This is a genomic window from Actinoplanes sp. OR16 (assembly GCF_004001265.1).
In the GTDB taxonomy this organism is placed as follows: domain Bacteria; phylum Actinomycetota; class Actinomycetes; order Mycobacteriales; family Micromonosporaceae; genus Actinoplanes.
On the sequence record NZ_AP019371.1, the window covers coordinates 4,629,058 to 4,644,406 of the forward strand.

15 protein-coding genes are annotated in these 15,349 nt (G+C 70.4%); 8 read left to right on the forward strand and 7 right to left on the reverse strand.

Annotated elements, in window-relative coordinates:
- Window positions 1-774: 774 nt before the first annotated feature.
- On the reverse strand, window positions 775-1,362 hold the full coding sequence (idi, locus tag EP757_RS21320) for an isopentenyl-diphosphate Delta-isomerase (RefSeq protein ID WP_127548651.1): 588 nt from the start codon (window positions 1,360-1,362) through the stop codon (window positions 775-777).
- A gap of 496 nt (window positions 1,363-1,858) precedes the next feature.
- Between idi and EP757_RS21325 the strand changes: the two genes are divergently transcribed.
- The 4 genes from EP757_RS21325 (at window position 1,859) to EP757_RS21340 (ending at window position 5,134) form a co-directional block, all read left to right on the forward strand.
- Window positions 1,859-2,845 (forward strand): tryptophan dimethylallyltransferase family protein, encoded by a 987-nt coding sequence (locus tag EP757_RS21325; protein ID WP_232050616.1) that lies wholly within the window; start codon window positions 1,859-1,861, stop codon window positions 2,843-2,845.
- Window positions 2,838-4,220, forward strand: a complete 1,383-nt coding sequence (locus EP757_RS21330; RefSeq protein ID WP_174262430.1) for a tryptophanase — start codon at window positions 2,838-2,840, stop codon at window positions 4,218-4,220. The genes EP757_RS21325 and EP757_RS21330 overlap by 8 nt, the downstream gene beginning before the upstream one ends.
- Before the next feature lie 143 nt (window positions 4,221-4,363).
- A complete protein-coding gene (locus tag EP757_RS21335) occupies window positions 4,364-4,678 on the forward strand; it encodes a helix-turn-helix transcriptional regulator (protein WP_255435709.1) in 315 nt (104 codons plus the stop codon).
- Between the two features lie 48 nt (window positions 4,679-4,726).
- Entirely contained in the window at window positions 4,727-5,134 is a 408-nt protein-coding gene (locus EP757_RS21340; RefSeq protein WP_127548655.1) for a VOC family protein, read from the forward strand.
- 324 nt (window positions 5,135-5,458) lie between these two features.
- Here EP757_RS21340 and EP757_RS21345 read toward each other — a convergent pair whose 3' ends face one another.
- The 4 genes from EP757_RS21345 to EP757_RS21360 are packed head-to-tail and all read right to left on the reverse strand — an operon-like array spanning window position 5,459 to window position 9,155.
- Window positions 5,459-6,013 carry an ATP/GTP-binding protein gene (locus EP757_RS21345; RefSeq protein WP_127548656.1) on the reverse strand — a complete coding sequence of 185 codons (555 nt, stop codon included), beginning with the start codon at window positions 6,011-6,013 and terminating at the stop codon, window positions 5,459-5,461.
- A 28-nt stretch (window positions 6,014-6,041) separates the two neighbouring features.
- On the reverse strand, window positions 6,042-6,407 hold the full coding sequence (locus EP757_RS21350; protein ID WP_127548658.1) for a DUF742 domain-containing protein: 366 nt from the start codon (window positions 6,405-6,407) through the stop codon (window positions 6,042-6,044).
- On the reverse strand, window positions 6,397-6,762 hold the full coding sequence (locus EP757_RS21355; protein ID WP_232050617.1) for a roadblock/LC7 domain-containing protein: 366 nt from the start codon (window positions 6,760-6,762) through the stop codon (window positions 6,397-6,399). The genes EP757_RS21350 and EP757_RS21355 overlap by 11 nt, the downstream gene beginning before the upstream one ends.
- Window positions 6,763-6,794: 32 nt before the next feature.
- Window positions 6,795-9,155 (reverse strand): nitrate- and nitrite sensing domain-containing protein, encoded by a 2,361-nt coding sequence (locus tag EP757_RS21360; RefSeq protein ID WP_232050618.1) that lies wholly within the window; start codon window positions 9,153-9,155, stop codon window positions 6,795-6,797.
- Between the two features lie 210 nt (window positions 9,156-9,365).
- Here EP757_RS21360 and EP757_RS21365 point away from each other — a divergent pair, with 210 nt between their 5' ends.
- A complete protein-coding gene (locus tag EP757_RS21365; protein WP_127548664.1) occupies window positions 9,366-9,995 on the forward strand; it encodes a TetR/AcrR family transcriptional regulator in 630 nt (209 codons plus the stop codon).
- A 19-nt stretch (window positions 9,996-10,014) separates the two neighbouring features.
- On the forward strand, window positions 10,015-10,320 hold the full coding sequence (locus EP757_RS21370) for an STAS domain-containing protein (RefSeq protein WP_127548665.1): 306 nt from the start codon (window positions 10,015-10,017) through the stop codon (window positions 10,318-10,320).
- Window positions 10,321-10,337: 17 nt separating this feature from the next.
- Here EP757_RS21370 and EP757_RS21375 read toward each other — a convergent pair whose 3' ends face one another.
- Window positions 10,338-11,465 (reverse strand): sigma-70 family RNA polymerase sigma factor, encoded by a 1,128-nt coding sequence (locus EP757_RS21375; RefSeq protein ID WP_127548667.1) that lies wholly within the window; start codon window positions 11,463-11,465, stop codon window positions 10,338-10,340.
- Window positions 11,466-11,683: 218 nt separating this feature from the next.
- Between EP757_RS21375 and EP757_RS21380 the strand changes: the two genes are divergently transcribed.
- Together EP757_RS21380 and EP757_RS21385 are read left to right on the forward strand one after the other, a co-directional pair.
- A complete protein-coding gene (locus EP757_RS21380) occupies window positions 11,684-12,397 on the forward strand; it encodes a GAF and ANTAR domain-containing protein (protein ID WP_127548670.1) in 714 nt (237 codons plus the stop codon).
- Between the two features lie 55 nt (window positions 12,398-12,452).
- The gene (locus EP757_RS21385) at window positions 12,453-13,673 is read left to right on the forward strand and encodes an MFS transporter (RefSeq protein WP_127548672.1); all 1,221 of its coding nucleotides are present in this window, start codon (window positions 12,453-12,455) and stop codon (window positions 13,671-13,673) included.
- Here EP757_RS21385 and EP757_RS21390 read toward each other — a convergent pair whose 3' ends face one another.
- A complete protein-coding gene (locus EP757_RS21390; protein ID WP_127548673.1) occupies window positions 13,674-15,332 on the reverse strand; it encodes a DEAD/DEAH box helicase in 1,659 nt (552 codons plus the stop codon).
- Window positions 15,333-15,349 lie beyond the last annotated feature (17 nt).

Genomic DNA, 15,349 nt, shown 5'->3' on the forward strand with positions numbered 1-15,349 from the left:
GCACTCCTACGCTGTGTGCGCCGGCGGCCCGGATAGCGGCGGCGAGCGCACGCACTCCTGCGTTGTGTGCGCCGGCCGTCCCCGACCGTCCCGGATCGGGCGGCGAGCGCACGCGCGTGGTCGTTTTGTGCGCGTTGGCCGTCCCTAGCTGCCTCGGATCGGGCGGTGAGCGCATGCACTCCTGCGTTGTGTGCGCCGGCCGTCCCCGTCCCGTCCCTGACCGCGTTGGGCTGGGCGGTGAGCGCACGCGCGTGGGTTGCTTGTGTGCGCTGGTCGCCCCCGACCGCCTCGGACCGAGCGGTGGGCGCACGCACACGAGGGTTGTGTGCGTTGGCGGCCCGTGTGGCGGCGGTGGGCGCACGCGCTCCTGGGTTGTGTGCGTTGGCGGCCCGAATGGGGGCGGTGGGCGCAAGCACACCTGCGCTGTGTGCGCTGGCGGCCCGGGAAGCGGCGGCGAGCGCACGCGCTTCTGTGTTGTGTGCGCCGGCCGTCCCGTCCCGTCCCCGTCCGCGTCGGACCGGCGGTGAGCGCACGTATACGAGGGTTGTGTGCGTTGGCGGCCCGTGTGGCGGCGGTGGGCGCACGCGCTCCTGGGTTGTGTGCGTTGGCGTCCCCGTGCCCGACCGCGTCGGGCTGGGCGGTGAGCGCACGCGCTGCTGGGTTGTGTGCGTTGGCGGCCCGGATGGCGGCGGTGGGTGCACGCGCTTCTGGGCTGTGTGCGCCGGCGGAAGGGCTGCGGGACGGGCCGCGGGCGGCTGGCTGCGGCGCCGGGGTTCAGGCTGGTGCGGACTCGACTGCTGACGCGGCGGGCGGCAGGCCGGCCGGGTCGCCGGCCGGCCAGGAGGCCGGGGTCGCGCCGAGGGCGGTGAGCTCGGCGATCTGCAGCCGGCACCAGGGGGAGTAGGCGTCGTCGGTCAGCGCGGTGGCGATGAACGACTCCCAGGGCACCCAGCGGGTCGACTCGACCTCGTCCGGGTTCGGCGCCGGGTCGTCGTCGACCGTGGCGTGGAAGACCGGGCACATCTCGTTCTCCACGATCCCGTCCAGTTCGGCGCGGTAGCGGAACGAGGGGAGGACCAGGCGGATCTCGCCGAGGTCGAGTCCGAGCTCGAACCTCGCGCGCCGGCGGACCGCGTCGGTCATCGCCTCGCCCTGCGCCGGATGGCCGCAGACGCTGTTCGTCCAGATGCCGGGCCATGTCTTCTTCGCCAGGGCTCGCTGGGAGACCAGGAAACGGCCGGCGGAATCGAAAATGTAGCAGGAGAACGCGAGGTGAAGCGGCGTCGAATCGGTGTGGACGGTTTGTTTGTCAGCAAGGCCGATCGCGGTGCCGGATTCGTCGAGCAGAATGACATGTTCCACGGGTGTTACCTGTTCTTGCGGAGAAAAAGAACGCTCGGCAACAGCAGATTAACTGGTGTCCGGAAGATCCGCTAGACACGGAGAGTAGTCATACAACACTGTGGAGCGTGACCGGTTCTGCCCCGTTGCATCCCAAGGGATACGGTACCTCCGGCCTTACGTTGAAGATCATCTATCGAGTACGCTCCGTGCATCCTGAGAGGTTCTCACCTTGTTCGCGGCAAGGTGGGATCCTCTCAGGTAAATGCGCGTTAACCATTGCGGACGGTTACATGTGTCCACTGTGATCTATGTCGCACTCGACTAAACGCGATGATCCAAATAACGATTGGTGGCAGAAAAAGCGGGGAAGGTCGGCCGTAGGGGGTCGGACGACCGGGCAGCCGGCGGGCTGCGGATAACAGGGGTCGTGATGCAGGACTTGTCTGTTTTTGATCACCTTGGCGGCCAATTGCGCCGGCTCTGCGACGTTGTCGGGATGGATCCGGCGACACCCGTGGAGCTTCTTTCCGAACTGCTCGGCGACTACGGCTCCCGCCCGTTGAGCGAGCCTCCGGCCTGGCCTTCCGACGTCTCCGACGACCACACGCCCGTCGAGTTCTCCATCGCGTACAACGAGAGCGAGCCACCGGCCCTGCGCATTCTCGCCGAGGCGCTCGGAAGCACTCCGGGAGTGCGCGCGAACGCGCTCGCCACCTATGAATTCCTGCGCCGCCAATCGCAGCGGTTCGGGCTTTCCACGAGCCGCCTCGACGCGGTCCGCGACCTGTTCGACGCCGAGAACCCGCAGGGCGACTTCGTCCTCTGGATCTCCCTGGTGTTCCGCAGCGGCCGGGCGCCCGAGTTCAAGGTCTACTTCAACCCGGAGCTGTCCGGAGCCGAACAGGCGCCGGATGTCGTGCGGCGGGCACTCGATCGGCTCGGCCTCGGTCCGGCGTACGAGAAGATGCTGAGCCAAGCAATCCGCCCGGCGGAACTCGGTCGCAGAGACCGCCTGACGTTCTTCGCCCTTGATCTGCACGATGGGCCGCAGGCCCGGGTGAAGCTCTACATCTCGCACCACGACGCGCGGGCGGAGGACGTGGCCCGCGCCTCCTCGGTGGTGGACGGCGTCGATCCCGAGCTGGTCGCCGGCTTCTGTGAGCAGGCCGGGCGGACGCCCCTGTTCACCGGGCGCCCGCTGGTCGGCAGCTTCACGATCACCCAGGGCGCCGACCGGCCCAACGGCTACAGCGTCTACGTGCCGATCCGCAGCTACGTGACCGACGACCAGGAGGCGCTCGAGCGGGTGCTGCCGCTGCTCGATCGGTACCGGTTCGACCCGGCCGTGCTGGACAAGGCGATCGCCGCGGTCACCAGCCGCACGCTGGACAGCGACGCCGGGCTGATCGCGCACGTCTCGCTGCGGCTCGGCCCACCGCGGCCGGGCATGACGGTCTACCTGTCGTCCGAGGCTTATCGAGGGGTTTCGCTCAATGTCTAGTGATCTTGAAATTCCGCTGCCGCCGCCGTATCGCATCAAGGTGGTGGAGCCGATCGCGTTCCTGTCGCCGTCCGAGCGCCGGGAGGCGATCGAGGCGGCCGGGTACAACCCGTTCAACCTGCGCTCCGACCAGATCGCCGTGGACCTGCTCTCCGACTCCGGGACCGGGGCGACCTCGGCGGCGCAGGAGGCCGCGGCGGCGCAGGGCGACGAGTCGTACGCGGGCGCGCGCTCGTGGTTCCGCTTCCGCGACGAGGCCGCCGACCTGACCGGGTATCCGCACCTGCTGCCGGTGCACCAGGGCCGCGCCGGGGAGCGGGTGCTCTTCTCCGGCCTGCTCAAACCGGGGCAGATCTGCGTGAGCAACACGCACTTCGACACGACGCATGCGAACGTGATCCTGGCCGGTGGGAAGCCGGTCGATCTGCCCGTGGCCGCCGCCTTCGACCTGGACTCCCCGGAGCCGTTCAAGGGCAACATCGACCTGCAGGCGCTGGAGGAGCTGCTGGCCGGGCCCTCCGACGTCGGTGTCGTGCTCATGACGATCACCAACAACGGACTCGGGGCCCAGCCCGTCTCGATGGCCAACCTCGAAGCCGTACGGAACCTCTGCCAGCTCTACCGCGTCCCGTTCTTCCTGGACGCCGCCCGGTTCGCGGAGAACGCGTGGCTCGTCCAGCAGCGCGAGCCGGGTTACCAGGGATGGTCGCCGCGGCAGATCGCCACCCGGGCGTTCCAGCTGGCCGACGGGTGCCTGATCAGCCTGAAGAAGGACGGCCTCACCGGCATCGGCGGGCTGATCGGGCTGCGGGACGACGCGCTCTTCGCCCAGTGCGAGGCCAATCTGATCGCCACCGAGGGGTTCTCGACGTACGGCGGGCTCTCCGGCCGTGACCTGGAACGTCTCGCCGTCGGGCTGCGCGAGGTCGTCGACCCCCTCTACCTGGCCGGGCGGGCCGGGCAGACCGAGCGCTTCGCCCAGATGATCCGGGACGCCGGGGTGTCGATCGTGGAGCCGGCCGGCATCCACGCCCTCTACCTGAACGCCGGGCGCCTGCTGCCGCACCTCACGCCCGCCGAGTTCCCGGGACACTCGCTCGGCTGCCAGATGTACCTCGACGGCGGCATCCGATCGGCCGAACTGGGGTCGCTGTACCTGGGAACGCTCGACGCGGCTCATCGTCTGGTCAGCCCGGCGCCGTTCGAGCTCGTCCGGCTCGCCATCCCGCGCCGGGTCTACACGTCCGAGCACTTCGAGTACGTCGCGGCCGTGCTCGGCGCCATCGCCAAGGATCCGGAGCGGATCCGCGGCTACCGGATCGTGTCGGCGCCCCCGCTGCTGCGGCACTTCAAGGTGCGACTCGCTCCGCTGTAGAAGACTCGCCGCCCCGCCTGCCGCCCCCCTTTCGCTGAAGTGGGCGGGCGGGGCGGCGTTATCGTGTGACGGTGATCGTGGAGGACACCAATCGGCGGATGCTGCGGGCCCGGGATGCGATGGACCGGTCCTAGGCGTCGTCGCTGGACGTCGCCACGCTGGCGCGGATCGCGCACGTTTCGCCTGCTCACTTCACGCGGACATTCCAGGCGGTGTTCGGGGAGACGCCTCATCGGTATCTGCAGCGGCGGCGGGTGGAGCGGGCGATGTTCCTGCTGAGATCGTCACCGGAGTCCGTGACGGACATCTGCTACAAAGTCGGGTTCAACAGCCTAGGCACCTTCAGCCGGACATTTCGCGAGATAGTGGGTGTCTCGCCTCGGGCGTACCGCAGGTCGTCGCCGCCTCTCCCCGCCGCGCCCAACTGCTTCGCGATGGCCTGGACGCGGCCCAACTGAGCAGTTTCGGATAAGTTCCGCGGACCGCCGGACGGTAGCGTGACCAGCATGTTCACCGCGATCACGCACTCCCAGATCTATGTTCTCGACCAGGACGAGGCCCTCGGCTTCTACGTCGGCAAGCTCGGCCTCGACGTGAACACGGACGCCGACCTCGGCTTCATGCGCTGGCTTACCGTCAACGTCCCCGGCCACCCCGACCGCCAGATCCTGCTGAGCCTGCCCGGCGGCCCGTCCATGTCCGCCGAGACCGCCGCCCAGATCCGCTCGCTGCTGACGAAGGGCGCCCTGTGCGGCACCCACATCCTCACCACCGACGATTGCCGCAAGACCTACGAGACCCTGCTGTCCCGGGGCGTCGAGTTCACCGAGGAACCCACCGAGCGCCCCTACGGCATCGACTGCGGCTTCCGTGATCCCTTCGGCAACCACATCAGGATGACCCAACCCCTCTGACCTCGTACGAGGAACCCGCCCACCCTCAAGCCCGCCCCGCCGAAGCCCGCCCTCGCGCGTTGTCGTGGTTCCCACCGGCTTCGGGGGCCGGGCCACGGGCAGGCGGAATGCCGGCACGGCCGGGATCAGGGCGGCGGCTGTCAGGCGGGCGAAGGGCACGGCTCGGTCGCGGCCACGTATCGCCTTGTCGCGATGCCGGTGGGCGGATAAGGGCGCGAGGGCGCACCGATCGCCGGTGGTCGCCGGGCGGCCCGGACGGGCCGCCCGCGCGTGCGTTCAGGTGGTGACTGCCGTCGATGTCATCGGGGACGGGCTGTGGCCGTACTAAGAAGGTTGGGGGATTCTGGCCATCGCATGCCGGACCAGGGAGATCAGGGCGAGTTTCGACGAGGTGCGGTCGCGGGCGTCGAGCCAGACCAGCGGGACCTCGGGGGTGAGTTCGAGCGCTGAGCGGATCTCGTCCTCGGTGTATTCGCATTCGCCGAAGAAGCGGTTCACGGCGGCGACGAAGGGGATGCCGCGGCGTTCGAAGTAGTCGATGGCGGGGAAGCTGGTGTCCAGCCGGCGGGTGTCGACGAGGACGATCGCGCCGAGGGCGCCCTGGGCCAGCTCGTCCCACATGAACCAGAATCGATCTTGGCCGGGGGTGCCGAACAAATACAGCACTACATCCGGACTTATGGTGATTCGTCCGAAGTCCAGCGCCACCGTGGTGTGCGTCTTCGATTCCACACCCGTCACGTCGTCGATGCCTATGCTCGCCGACGTCAGGAGCTCCTCGGTGGTCAGCGGCGCGATCTCGCTGACCGAGCTGACCAAGGTCGTCTTGCCGGTGCCGAAGCCGCCGGCGATGACGATCTTGACCGATGTGCGATTCACAGTGACTCCAAGATCAGCGAGAACAACGTCAGAGCCGTTCAAGGCCGGCCAGGACCGCGTTGAGCAGCCGCATGTCGACGACCTTGTGTTGCGCCGGGGCGCCGCTGTCCAAGTAGCCCTGTTCCAGCAGCACGTCGACCATCACCTTCACGATGGTCAGCGGGATGTGCAGATACGCGCCGATCTCCGCGATCGAGATCCAGCTGCCGCAGCGGCCGAGGATCTGCAGGTACTCCGGCTCGAGCCGGCTCGCGTCGACCGGGACCGCGATCACCTGGGTGGCCAGGTCCAGGTTGGTGTCGCGAGGGCTGGTCCGCCCGTTGACGAGGACGTACAACGGGACGAACCGGCCGGCCGCGGTCTCGTCGTCGCCGTCCCAGGCCTCACCCGTCATTACTGCGGGCGGGCGCGCTCAGGTAGTCGCCGATGCGGGTCACGAGCCTGCTCACCTCGTAGGCGACCATGCCCATGTCCACGTCCTGCTCGCAGAGGACCGCCAGCCGCGCGTTCTGCCCGGCGGCCGCGATGAACAGGGTGTGCTCGTGGAACTCGATCACGACCTGCTGGACGCCGCCGCTCTTGAAGTGACGGCCGGTGCCGGCGGCGACGCTGTACATCGAGGACGCGCCGGCGGCCAGGATCTCGGCGAGGTCCTGCTGCATCTGCGTGGACTTCTGCACGATCAGGCCGTCGGTGGAGAGCACGACCACGGAGACGACCTGCGGAACCTCGACGAGGTCGTCCAACATCCAGGGCAGATCGATGGAAGAGGCCGGGTGGGTCATTCGTTCCTGCCTTGCTCAAAAGTGGTTTCTGTTTCGGTGGGTGCGTTCTGACCCTCGGCCCAGCCTCGCTGGTACCGCGCGAACCGGTTACGTGCCTCTTCCGGTGAGCGCGGAGCGGGCGCGGGCTCGGGAGCCTCCGGCTCCCCGGGTGGGGTCTCCCGGAGACCGGGCGCCAGGTGCTGCTGGGGACGGCGGTGCGGCAGCGGCGGCTTGGAGCCTGGTTGCGCTTTCTCCAGAGCGGCGGGGGTACGGGTGACCGGCTTCGGTTTCTCCGGCTGGACTTCGACGCGGACCGGCTTCTCGAGGACCGCGATCGGGCCCTCCTCCCGGGCCGGCGGCACGGCGGGCGTGGGAACCGGCGTGATCACCGCGCCGGTGTCCTCGTCCGGCTCGCTGTTGCTGATCAGCAGTCGCTCGGGCAGCAGCACGATCGCCAGCAGACCACCGTAGGCCGACCGCCGCAGACTGACCTGCAGCCCTTCGCGCTTGGCCAGCTCGGCGACCACGTAGAGGCCGACCTGCGAGCCGTCCTTCAGCTCGGTCACCTCGGGCGTCGGAGCGGTCGCGAGCAGCGTGTTCGCCCGGTCGATGTTCTCCTGGCTCATGCCGACGCCGGCGTCCTCGATCTCCACCGCCACGCCGTGCTGGGCGCGGCTGGAGGTGACCCAGACGGTGGTGCCGGGCGGCGAGAAGGCGAGCGCGTTGTCGAGCAGCTCGGCCATCAGGTGGATGACCTCGGCGACCGCGTACCCGACCAGCGCCACGTCGGTCGCGCCGCGCAGGTTGATCCGCTGGTAGTCGCGCGCCTCGGCGAACGACGCGAGCAGCACCCGGCGCAGCGGCACCGGCTTGGAGAACCGGCGTCCGATCTGCCCGCCGGCGAGGATGACCAGGTTCTCCAGGAAGCGCCGGGTCTGGTTGAGCTGGTGGTGGATGTCGAAGAGGTGGGTCAGCAGCTTCTCGTCGCCGATCTGCCCCTGCAGGTCCTCGATCACCTTGAGGCCGCGCTGCAGCGGGCGCTGCGGGCGGCGGGCCACACCCATGAGCATCGCGGTGCCGGCGGCGCGGGCCTTCGCCTCGTCGACGGCGGCCTCCGCGGCGACCGTGATCGAGCGGTGGATGACGTCGGCGACCTGGCCGATCTCGTCGGCGCCGTAGTCCTTCGCGGCGAACTCGGTCTCCAGGTCCACCGCCTCCCGCTTGCGCAGCCGGTCCATGACGGCCGGCAGGCGGGTGTCGACCAGCGCGCCGGCGTCTTCACCGAGGCGGGACAGGCGGGTCGACAGGGCGCGGTCGACGAGCACGGCGGACGAGCGCAGCGCCCAGAAGATGACGCCGATCGCGATCGCGAGCGCCACCAGCGAGCCGGCCAGTGCGGTGAGCAGCTGGTTGTTGCCGGTGCGCAGGGTGCGGGCGGAGACCTGGTCGGCCTCGTCGATGGTCAGGTCGACGAGACTCTGCGAGACCGTGCCGGTCACCATGGCCCAGCGGTCCCGGTTCATGGTCACCGCGTTCGGCACGCTCTTCTTCCACGGGCCGGACGCGATGATCGAGTCCTCCGCGGCGCTCAGGTTCTGCCAGGCGCTGCTGGCCTCCATGGTCTGCAGCCGCTCGCGGACGGTCGGCTCCAGGTTGTCGCGGATCTCCTCCAGCGTGGCCCGGTACTCGCTGACCAGGCTCACGAAGTCCAGGTAGTCGGCGCGGCCGAAAGTCTTCGCGGCGTACGCGCCGTCCATCGTGGAGGCGGCCCGCGACATCGCGTCGCTGGCGCTGAACAGCTCGACGGACGTGACGCCGCCCAGCGCCGCCGTGGAGTCCGGCGTGATCCGGGCCTGGGTGTCGAACATCGCGGTCGCGGCGTCGAGCAGCTCGTTGTAGAAGTCGTACGCGCGCGACGCCGTGGTGGACCGGGCATCGATCGCGCTGCGCTGCGTGGGTATCTGATCGAGGTAGCCGACCAGCGTCGACCACTGGTTCTTGATCGAGGCGGGGGCGGCGCTGAGCGCGCCGTCGGCGACCTCACGCAGCTCGTCGAGCTGCTGGTCACTCTGGCGGCGCTGCTCGAGCAGGGCGTTCAGGTTCGTCGACGGCCGAGCCAGGTACGCGACGCTGAGCCGGCGCTCCTGCTGGATGGAGGAGAGGGCGGACACCGCCGGGATCGACACCTCACGGACCGAGATGGCGATGGCGCGGTTGTAGAAGCCCTGGAAGATCAGGTAGCCGGAGGCGCCGAACCAGATGAGCAGCGCCACGACACTGGGGACGAGGACCAGGCGGACGACGCGTCGTTTGATCGACTGCTGACGTCGCGTGCGCCCCGGAGTTTCGGTCGACTGGTCGGCCGGTGATGGCGCCACGTTCATCCAATCTGGGCAGCAGAAAGCACCGACCGGGAGGCGGCTTTCTCCACCTCACCGACGTGCGACCACACGGTAGCGTCGTGACTTGATCTTCGCCAGCAAGGATCCTCCACTTTCGCCCGGATGCCTGCTGGAATGTGCTGGTCAGTGCGCTGGTTCCGACACGTAAATTCTTCATGTACGGCCCAGGTGATCCAGAATGGAGCCGTGCCGAAGATCGTCGACCATCATGCGCGCCGCAACGAGATCGTGGAGGCGTACCTCGCGGTCGTCGCGCGCGACGGCATGCCGGCCGCCACGAGCCGGGCCATCGCCGCCGAGCTGGGCGTCGGCGCCGGAGGGCTCTGGCACTACTTCGACGGCTTCGACGACGTGGCGGCGGCGGCCTATCAGCGGATCTCGGAGCGGACGAACGCCCGGCTCGCCGCGTTCACTGCCGGCCTGCGCGGGCTCGCCGCCGTCCGGGCGATGCTCCACGAGATCTGCCCGCTGGAGAAGGAGACGGTCGATGAGGCGTACGTGGTGGTCGGCTTCTGGGGCCGGCTGGCCGAGGGCAGCCGGATCAGCGCCGGCGCCGACGTGGGTGAACAGTGGAGCGCCCTGGTCCGGACCCACCTGGCCGAGGCCGTCGAGGACGGTGAGCTGATCGCCGCCACGCCGATCGACGACGTGGCGGAGGTGCTGTTCGCCGTCGGGATGGGGCAGCAGGCGCTCGCCATCATGCGGTCACCGCTCGCCGAGCCGTCCCGTCAGCTCGCCTCCATCGAGCACTGCCTGCGGCCGTGGCTAGTGGTTTCACCTACAGTTCCGATGGGTACGCTCCCACAGCTTCACTGACCAACGGAGGACTGTGTCGATGGAATGGACGATCGCCAAGGAGAACGACACCCTCGTTCTCGCCCCGGAGGGTGACCTCGACGTGGCGAACGCCGCGGTCCTGCGCCAGGTGCTCCAGCAGGCCCTCGACAGCGGCGACTGCACCCGGCTCGACGTCGACATGAGCGCCGTGACCTTCCTCGACTCGTCGGCGCTCGGCGTCCTGGTGGCGGCCCGGCGCGCGGCCGCGGCGAAGGACGTCACGCTGCGGATCCGCGAGCCCGGCCCGATGGTGCGGATGGTCCTCGAGGTGACCAACCTCTACGACTCGCTGGTCACCGGCTAGGCGTTCGATTCCGGGCGTCACGCCTCCAGCAGGGCTCGCAGCCCGGCGATCTCGGCGACCCTTCGCACGTACGGCTGAAGCCCGGTGGCGGTGACCGCGACCCGCCGGACCCGGGCCGCCTCGTGCACGGCGAGCAGAATCCGGACCCCGGTCGCGTCGAGCAGGGGCACCCCGGTCAGGTCGAGGACGATCCGGGTGCCCGGCGCGGCTTGACGCACCAGGGCCAGCACGGGTTCGCGCAGCTGGTCCGCGTTGTCCCGGTCCACTTCGCCACGGACGCGCAGGCGTACCGGCCCGTCGGTTTTCGTGACGCTCACCCGGACACGGCCGTCGGTCGCCGGCTCGGGGCCGCCCGGCCACGGCGGGACCGTGTCGGACATCAGCGCCGTGCGCAGCCAGCCCAGGGTCCGGCTCAGCAGCCGGGACACGTGCATCTGGGAGAGGCCGAGCGCCGAGGCGATCTCGGTCTGGGTGTGGTTGCCGTGGAAGCGCAGGGTGAGGATCTGCCGCTCCCGGGCCGGCAGCCGGCGGAGCAGGCCGGCGACGCTCACCGCGTCGGCGACCCGGTCGACGGCGGCGTCCCGATCGCCGAACAGGTCGGCCAGTTCGCCGCCGTCGGCGCCGATCGGCTGTTGCAGGGAGATGCCGCGGTACCCGGCGCCGGACAGCCGCGCGGCGGCCAGCTCGGAGCGGTCGATGCCGCACCGCGCCGCCACCTCGGCCTCGGTGGGCCGGCGGCGCAGCTCGGTGGCGAGCTCCAGGTCGGCCTGGTGCACGGTGAGCGCCATCTCCTGCTGCCGGCGTGGCACGTGCACGGTCCAGGTGTGGTCCCGGAAGTGCCGCTTGATCTCACCGGTGATGCAGAGGACGGCGTACGCCGTGAAGGAGCCGCGCTCCGGGTCGTACCGCTCGACCGCCTTCACCAGGCCCAGCCGGGCGGCCTGCAGGACGTCCTCGGCGGGCTCCCGGCCCACCCGGTACCGGCGGGCCAGGCGGTCCGCCATCGGCAGCGCGGTGCGGATCATCTCGTCGCGCAGACGGCGGCCCGGCCCGTCGCCGGTGCATCGGGTGCGCTCGGCGGCGTACCGCTCGGCGGCCAGATCGAGGTTCTCCAGGGGCGTGCCGGCGTGGGTGTTCGCGGACATACGTCGTTTCCTCTCGAAACGTCGTCCGCGGACACAGGGCGGAAACAGTCGGGTGTCCCGGTCTTTCCCACTGATGCCGGTCTCAAACACCGCTTGTCGCGGGAGTTGCCGGCGGCCGATCCGGGTACACCGGTTCGGGCGGCGCTCCCGGTCCCGGTCCGGGTGGGGGCGCCGATGACCCGGTTGCGGCTGGACTGAACGGAAGGGGTACGGGACCGATGTCCGCGATAGACCCGGCAGCCCTCGCCGCCAGCCTGCGCCGGCTCGGTGAACGGGAGGAACACGACATCGCCTCGGCGGTCGGCGAGGTGATCCACGCGGCCGCCGACCTGTTCGGGGTGGACGGCAGCGGCCTCATGATCGCGGACGAGCAGCACGATCTGCGGTACGTGGCGGCCAGCAACCGGCAGAGCGAGGTGATGGAACGCTCGCAGAGCACCGCCGGCGAGGGCCCGTGCGTCGCTGCGTTCGTGACGAACGACGTGGTGCACACCGACGATCTGCACACCGACGGCCGGTGGCCGCTGATCCGGGAGACGTTCCTGCGCAACGGCGTCGTGTCGGTCCTCGGCGCGCCGGTCCGGCTCGGCGGCGTTCCGGTCGGCACCCTGGATGTCTTCCGGGACACGCCGCACGCCTGGAGCGAGGCCGAGGCGAACGCCCTGCAGCGCTACACCGACCTGCTGGAGTCGATGCTGGGCGCCGCCCTCGCCGCGCACCGGGCCGGCGAGCTGGCCGGGCAGCTCCAGTACGCCCTCGATTACCGCGTCGTCATCGAACGCGCGGTCGGTTACCTGATGGCCCAGCGCAACACCGGCCCGGACCAGGCGTTCTCCCTGCTGCGCAGCACGTCCCGCAACCAGCGTCGCAAGGTCGCCGAGGTGGCCGCGCACCTGCTGGAGACCGGCAGCCTGCCCGAGCCGCCCGCCTGAGCGTTGCATCACCAACCGGTTCGCCGCCCGTCACGGCCGGGGTACAGGCCGCGCCATGAACACTTTCCGGGCACTGCGATCCGTGCCCTTCCGCTGGTACTTCGCGGGTCAGGTGGCGTCCGCGAGCGGAACCTTCCTGCAGCAGACCGCCGTCGGCTGGCTCGTGCTCCAGCTGACCGGCTCGGCGTCGGCGCTCGGGCTGGTGCTCGCCGCCGGTGGCCTGCCGGCGCTGCTGCTCGGGCCGTGGGGTGGCGGCGTCGCCGACCGCTTCGACCTGCGCCGGCTGCTGATCGTCACGCAGGCGATCTACGCGGTGCTGGCCGCCTCGATCTGGGCGCTCGCCGCGACCGGCCACGCCGGGGTCCCGCTGGTCGTCGTGGTGAGCGTGCTCGGCGGCGTCGTCGGAATCGTCGACTCGCCGGCCCGGCAGGCGTTCGTCGGATCGCTCGTCCCGCCGGACGACCTGGCCAGCGCGGTGAGCCTGAACGGCGTCGTGATGAACTCGGCCCGGGTCGTCGGACCGGCGCTGGCCGGCATCCTGATCGTCGCGGTCGGCGTGATCCCGTGCTTCCTGGTCAACGCGATCTCGTACCTCGCGGTGATCGCCGCCCTGCTGGTGATCAGGCCGTTGTCCGCGGCCCGGCACTCGGCGCGGTCCGGGGGAGTGGCCGACGCGATCCGGTACGCGCGAGGCCGTGAACAGGTGCTCGTCCCGCTCGCCATGATGTCCGTGGTCGGGCTGCTCGCCTTCAACTTCCCGGTGGTGCTGCCGGTTCTGGCGAAGGAGACGTTCCACGGCGACGGCGGGACGTACGGCCTGCTCTCCACCATGCTCAGCGTCGGCTCGATCGCCGGCTCGCTCGGTGTCGGCCTGATCCGGCATCCGCGCCGGATCTACCTGGTCCGGACGGCGTTCGTCTTCGGCCTCGCCATGATCGCGGTGGCGGTCGCGCCCGGCGTGCTCTCCGCTTCGGCCGCGCTGCTGATCACCGGAGCGGCGGCGTTCGCGTTCACGACCCTGGCGTCCACGACGATCCAGCTGCACACCGCGCCCGAGTACCGGGGCCGGATCGTGGCGCTCTGGGTGTTCGTCTACATCGGCACCACGCCGATCGGCAGCGTGCTGACCGGCTGGATCAGCGGCTGGGGCGGCCCGCGCGCGGCGCTGCTGGCCGGCGCGGCGGCGTGCCTGGTGGCAGCGGCCGCCGCGTTCCGGGTGAAGACGCCGCCTCACCCGGACGCGGCGCTGAGGGACCTGACACCGGTTGCGCGGTGATCAGGGCCGGCGGCTGTTGTCCTTGTCGCGGTCGCGGCGGGCCAGCACCTTGCGGCCCCGGATCGAGGCGTGCCGCAGCGCGGTGATGACCTCGTCGGCGGCGTCGGCCGGCACCTCCACCAGCGAGAACCGGTCCGCGATCTCGATGGCCCCGATGTCCCGCCCGCTCAGCCGGGTCTCCCCGGTGATGGCGCCGACCAGGTCCTGCGGCCGGATCCGGTTGCTGCGGCCCGAGTTGATGAACACCCGGGTGGTGTTGACCCCCTTGCGGGCGCCCGGGCGGGAGTTCGCGTCCTTCCGATCCCGATCCGGACGCAGCGTGAACTCCGGGATGTCCTGCTCGTCGTCGAGGTCGCCGCCGTTCATCTCGTGGGCCAGCTTCACCGCGGCGAGCGCCACCTCCATGACGTCGAACTCGTCGGTGAGCGTCTCCACCACCACCCGGAAGCGTTCCAGGTCGTCGGTGAGCAGGCTCTCCTGCAGGGCCGCCCGGGTGAGTTCCAGCTTGCGGGCGCGCAGGTCGGCGACGGTCGGCACCTTCTGCAGGGCGATCCGCTGCCCGGTGGTCCGCTCGACCGCCTTGAGCATCCGGTGCTCACGCGGCTCGGCCAGGGTGATCGCGGTGCCCTCCCGGCCGGCGCGGCCGACCCGGCCGATGCGGTGCACGTACGTCTCCGGGGCGGCCGGCAGGTTGTAGTTCACCACGTGACTGAGCCGGTCGATGTCCAGGCCGCGGGCCGCCACGTCGGTGGCGACGAGCAGGTCGGCCCGGCCGTCGCGCAGCCGGTTCACCACCCGGTCGCGGTGCTCCTGGCTCATCCCGCCGTGCAGCGCCTCGGCCCGCTGGCCACGCCCGTTCAGCGTCTCGGTGAGCTGGTCGACCTCTTCGCGGGTGCGGCAGAAGACGATCGCCGCGGTCGGCGCCTCCACGTCGAGGACCCGGCCGAGGGCGGCCGGCTTGTGCGCGCGGGCCACCACATAGGCGCTCTGCCGTACGAGAGGGGCCTCGCCCGGCTCCGGCTCGGCACGCCCCATCTGGATGCGGACCGGCTCGCGCAGATGCCGGCGGGCGATCGCGTCGATCCGGCCCGGCATGGTCGCCGAGAAGAGCACCGTCTGCCGCTCTTCCGGGGTCTCCACGAGGATCGCCTCGATGTCCTCGGCGAAGCCCATGTCGAGCATCTCGTCGGCCTCGTCGAGCACGACCGTGCGGACGCCGCTCAGGTCGAGCGTGCCACGGGAGATGTGATCGAGGGCACGGCCCGGTGTGGCGACCACCACGTCGACACCGCGCTCCAGGGCCTGGAGCTGACGGCCGATCGGCTGCCCGCCGTAGATCGGGACGACCCTCGCACCGAGGTCTCGTGCGTACCGATGAAAGGCCTGGGAGACCTGCATGGCGAGCTCACGCGTCGGCACCAGCACCAGGGCGGCCGGGGTGTCGGCGTCGTCCCGGCCGGCCAGGCGCTGCAGCACCGGCAGCGCGAAAGCAGCGGTCTTGCCCGTGCCGGTCGCGGCCTGTCCCAGCAGGTCACGCCCTTCGAGCAGGGGTGGGATCGATTCGGCCTGGATCGGCGTGGGCTCCTCGTACCCGAGGTCGGTGAGTGCTCGCAGCAGCTCGGGACGCAGCTGGAGGTCGGCGAACCCGGACACGGTCATGCAGATATCTCCTGTGA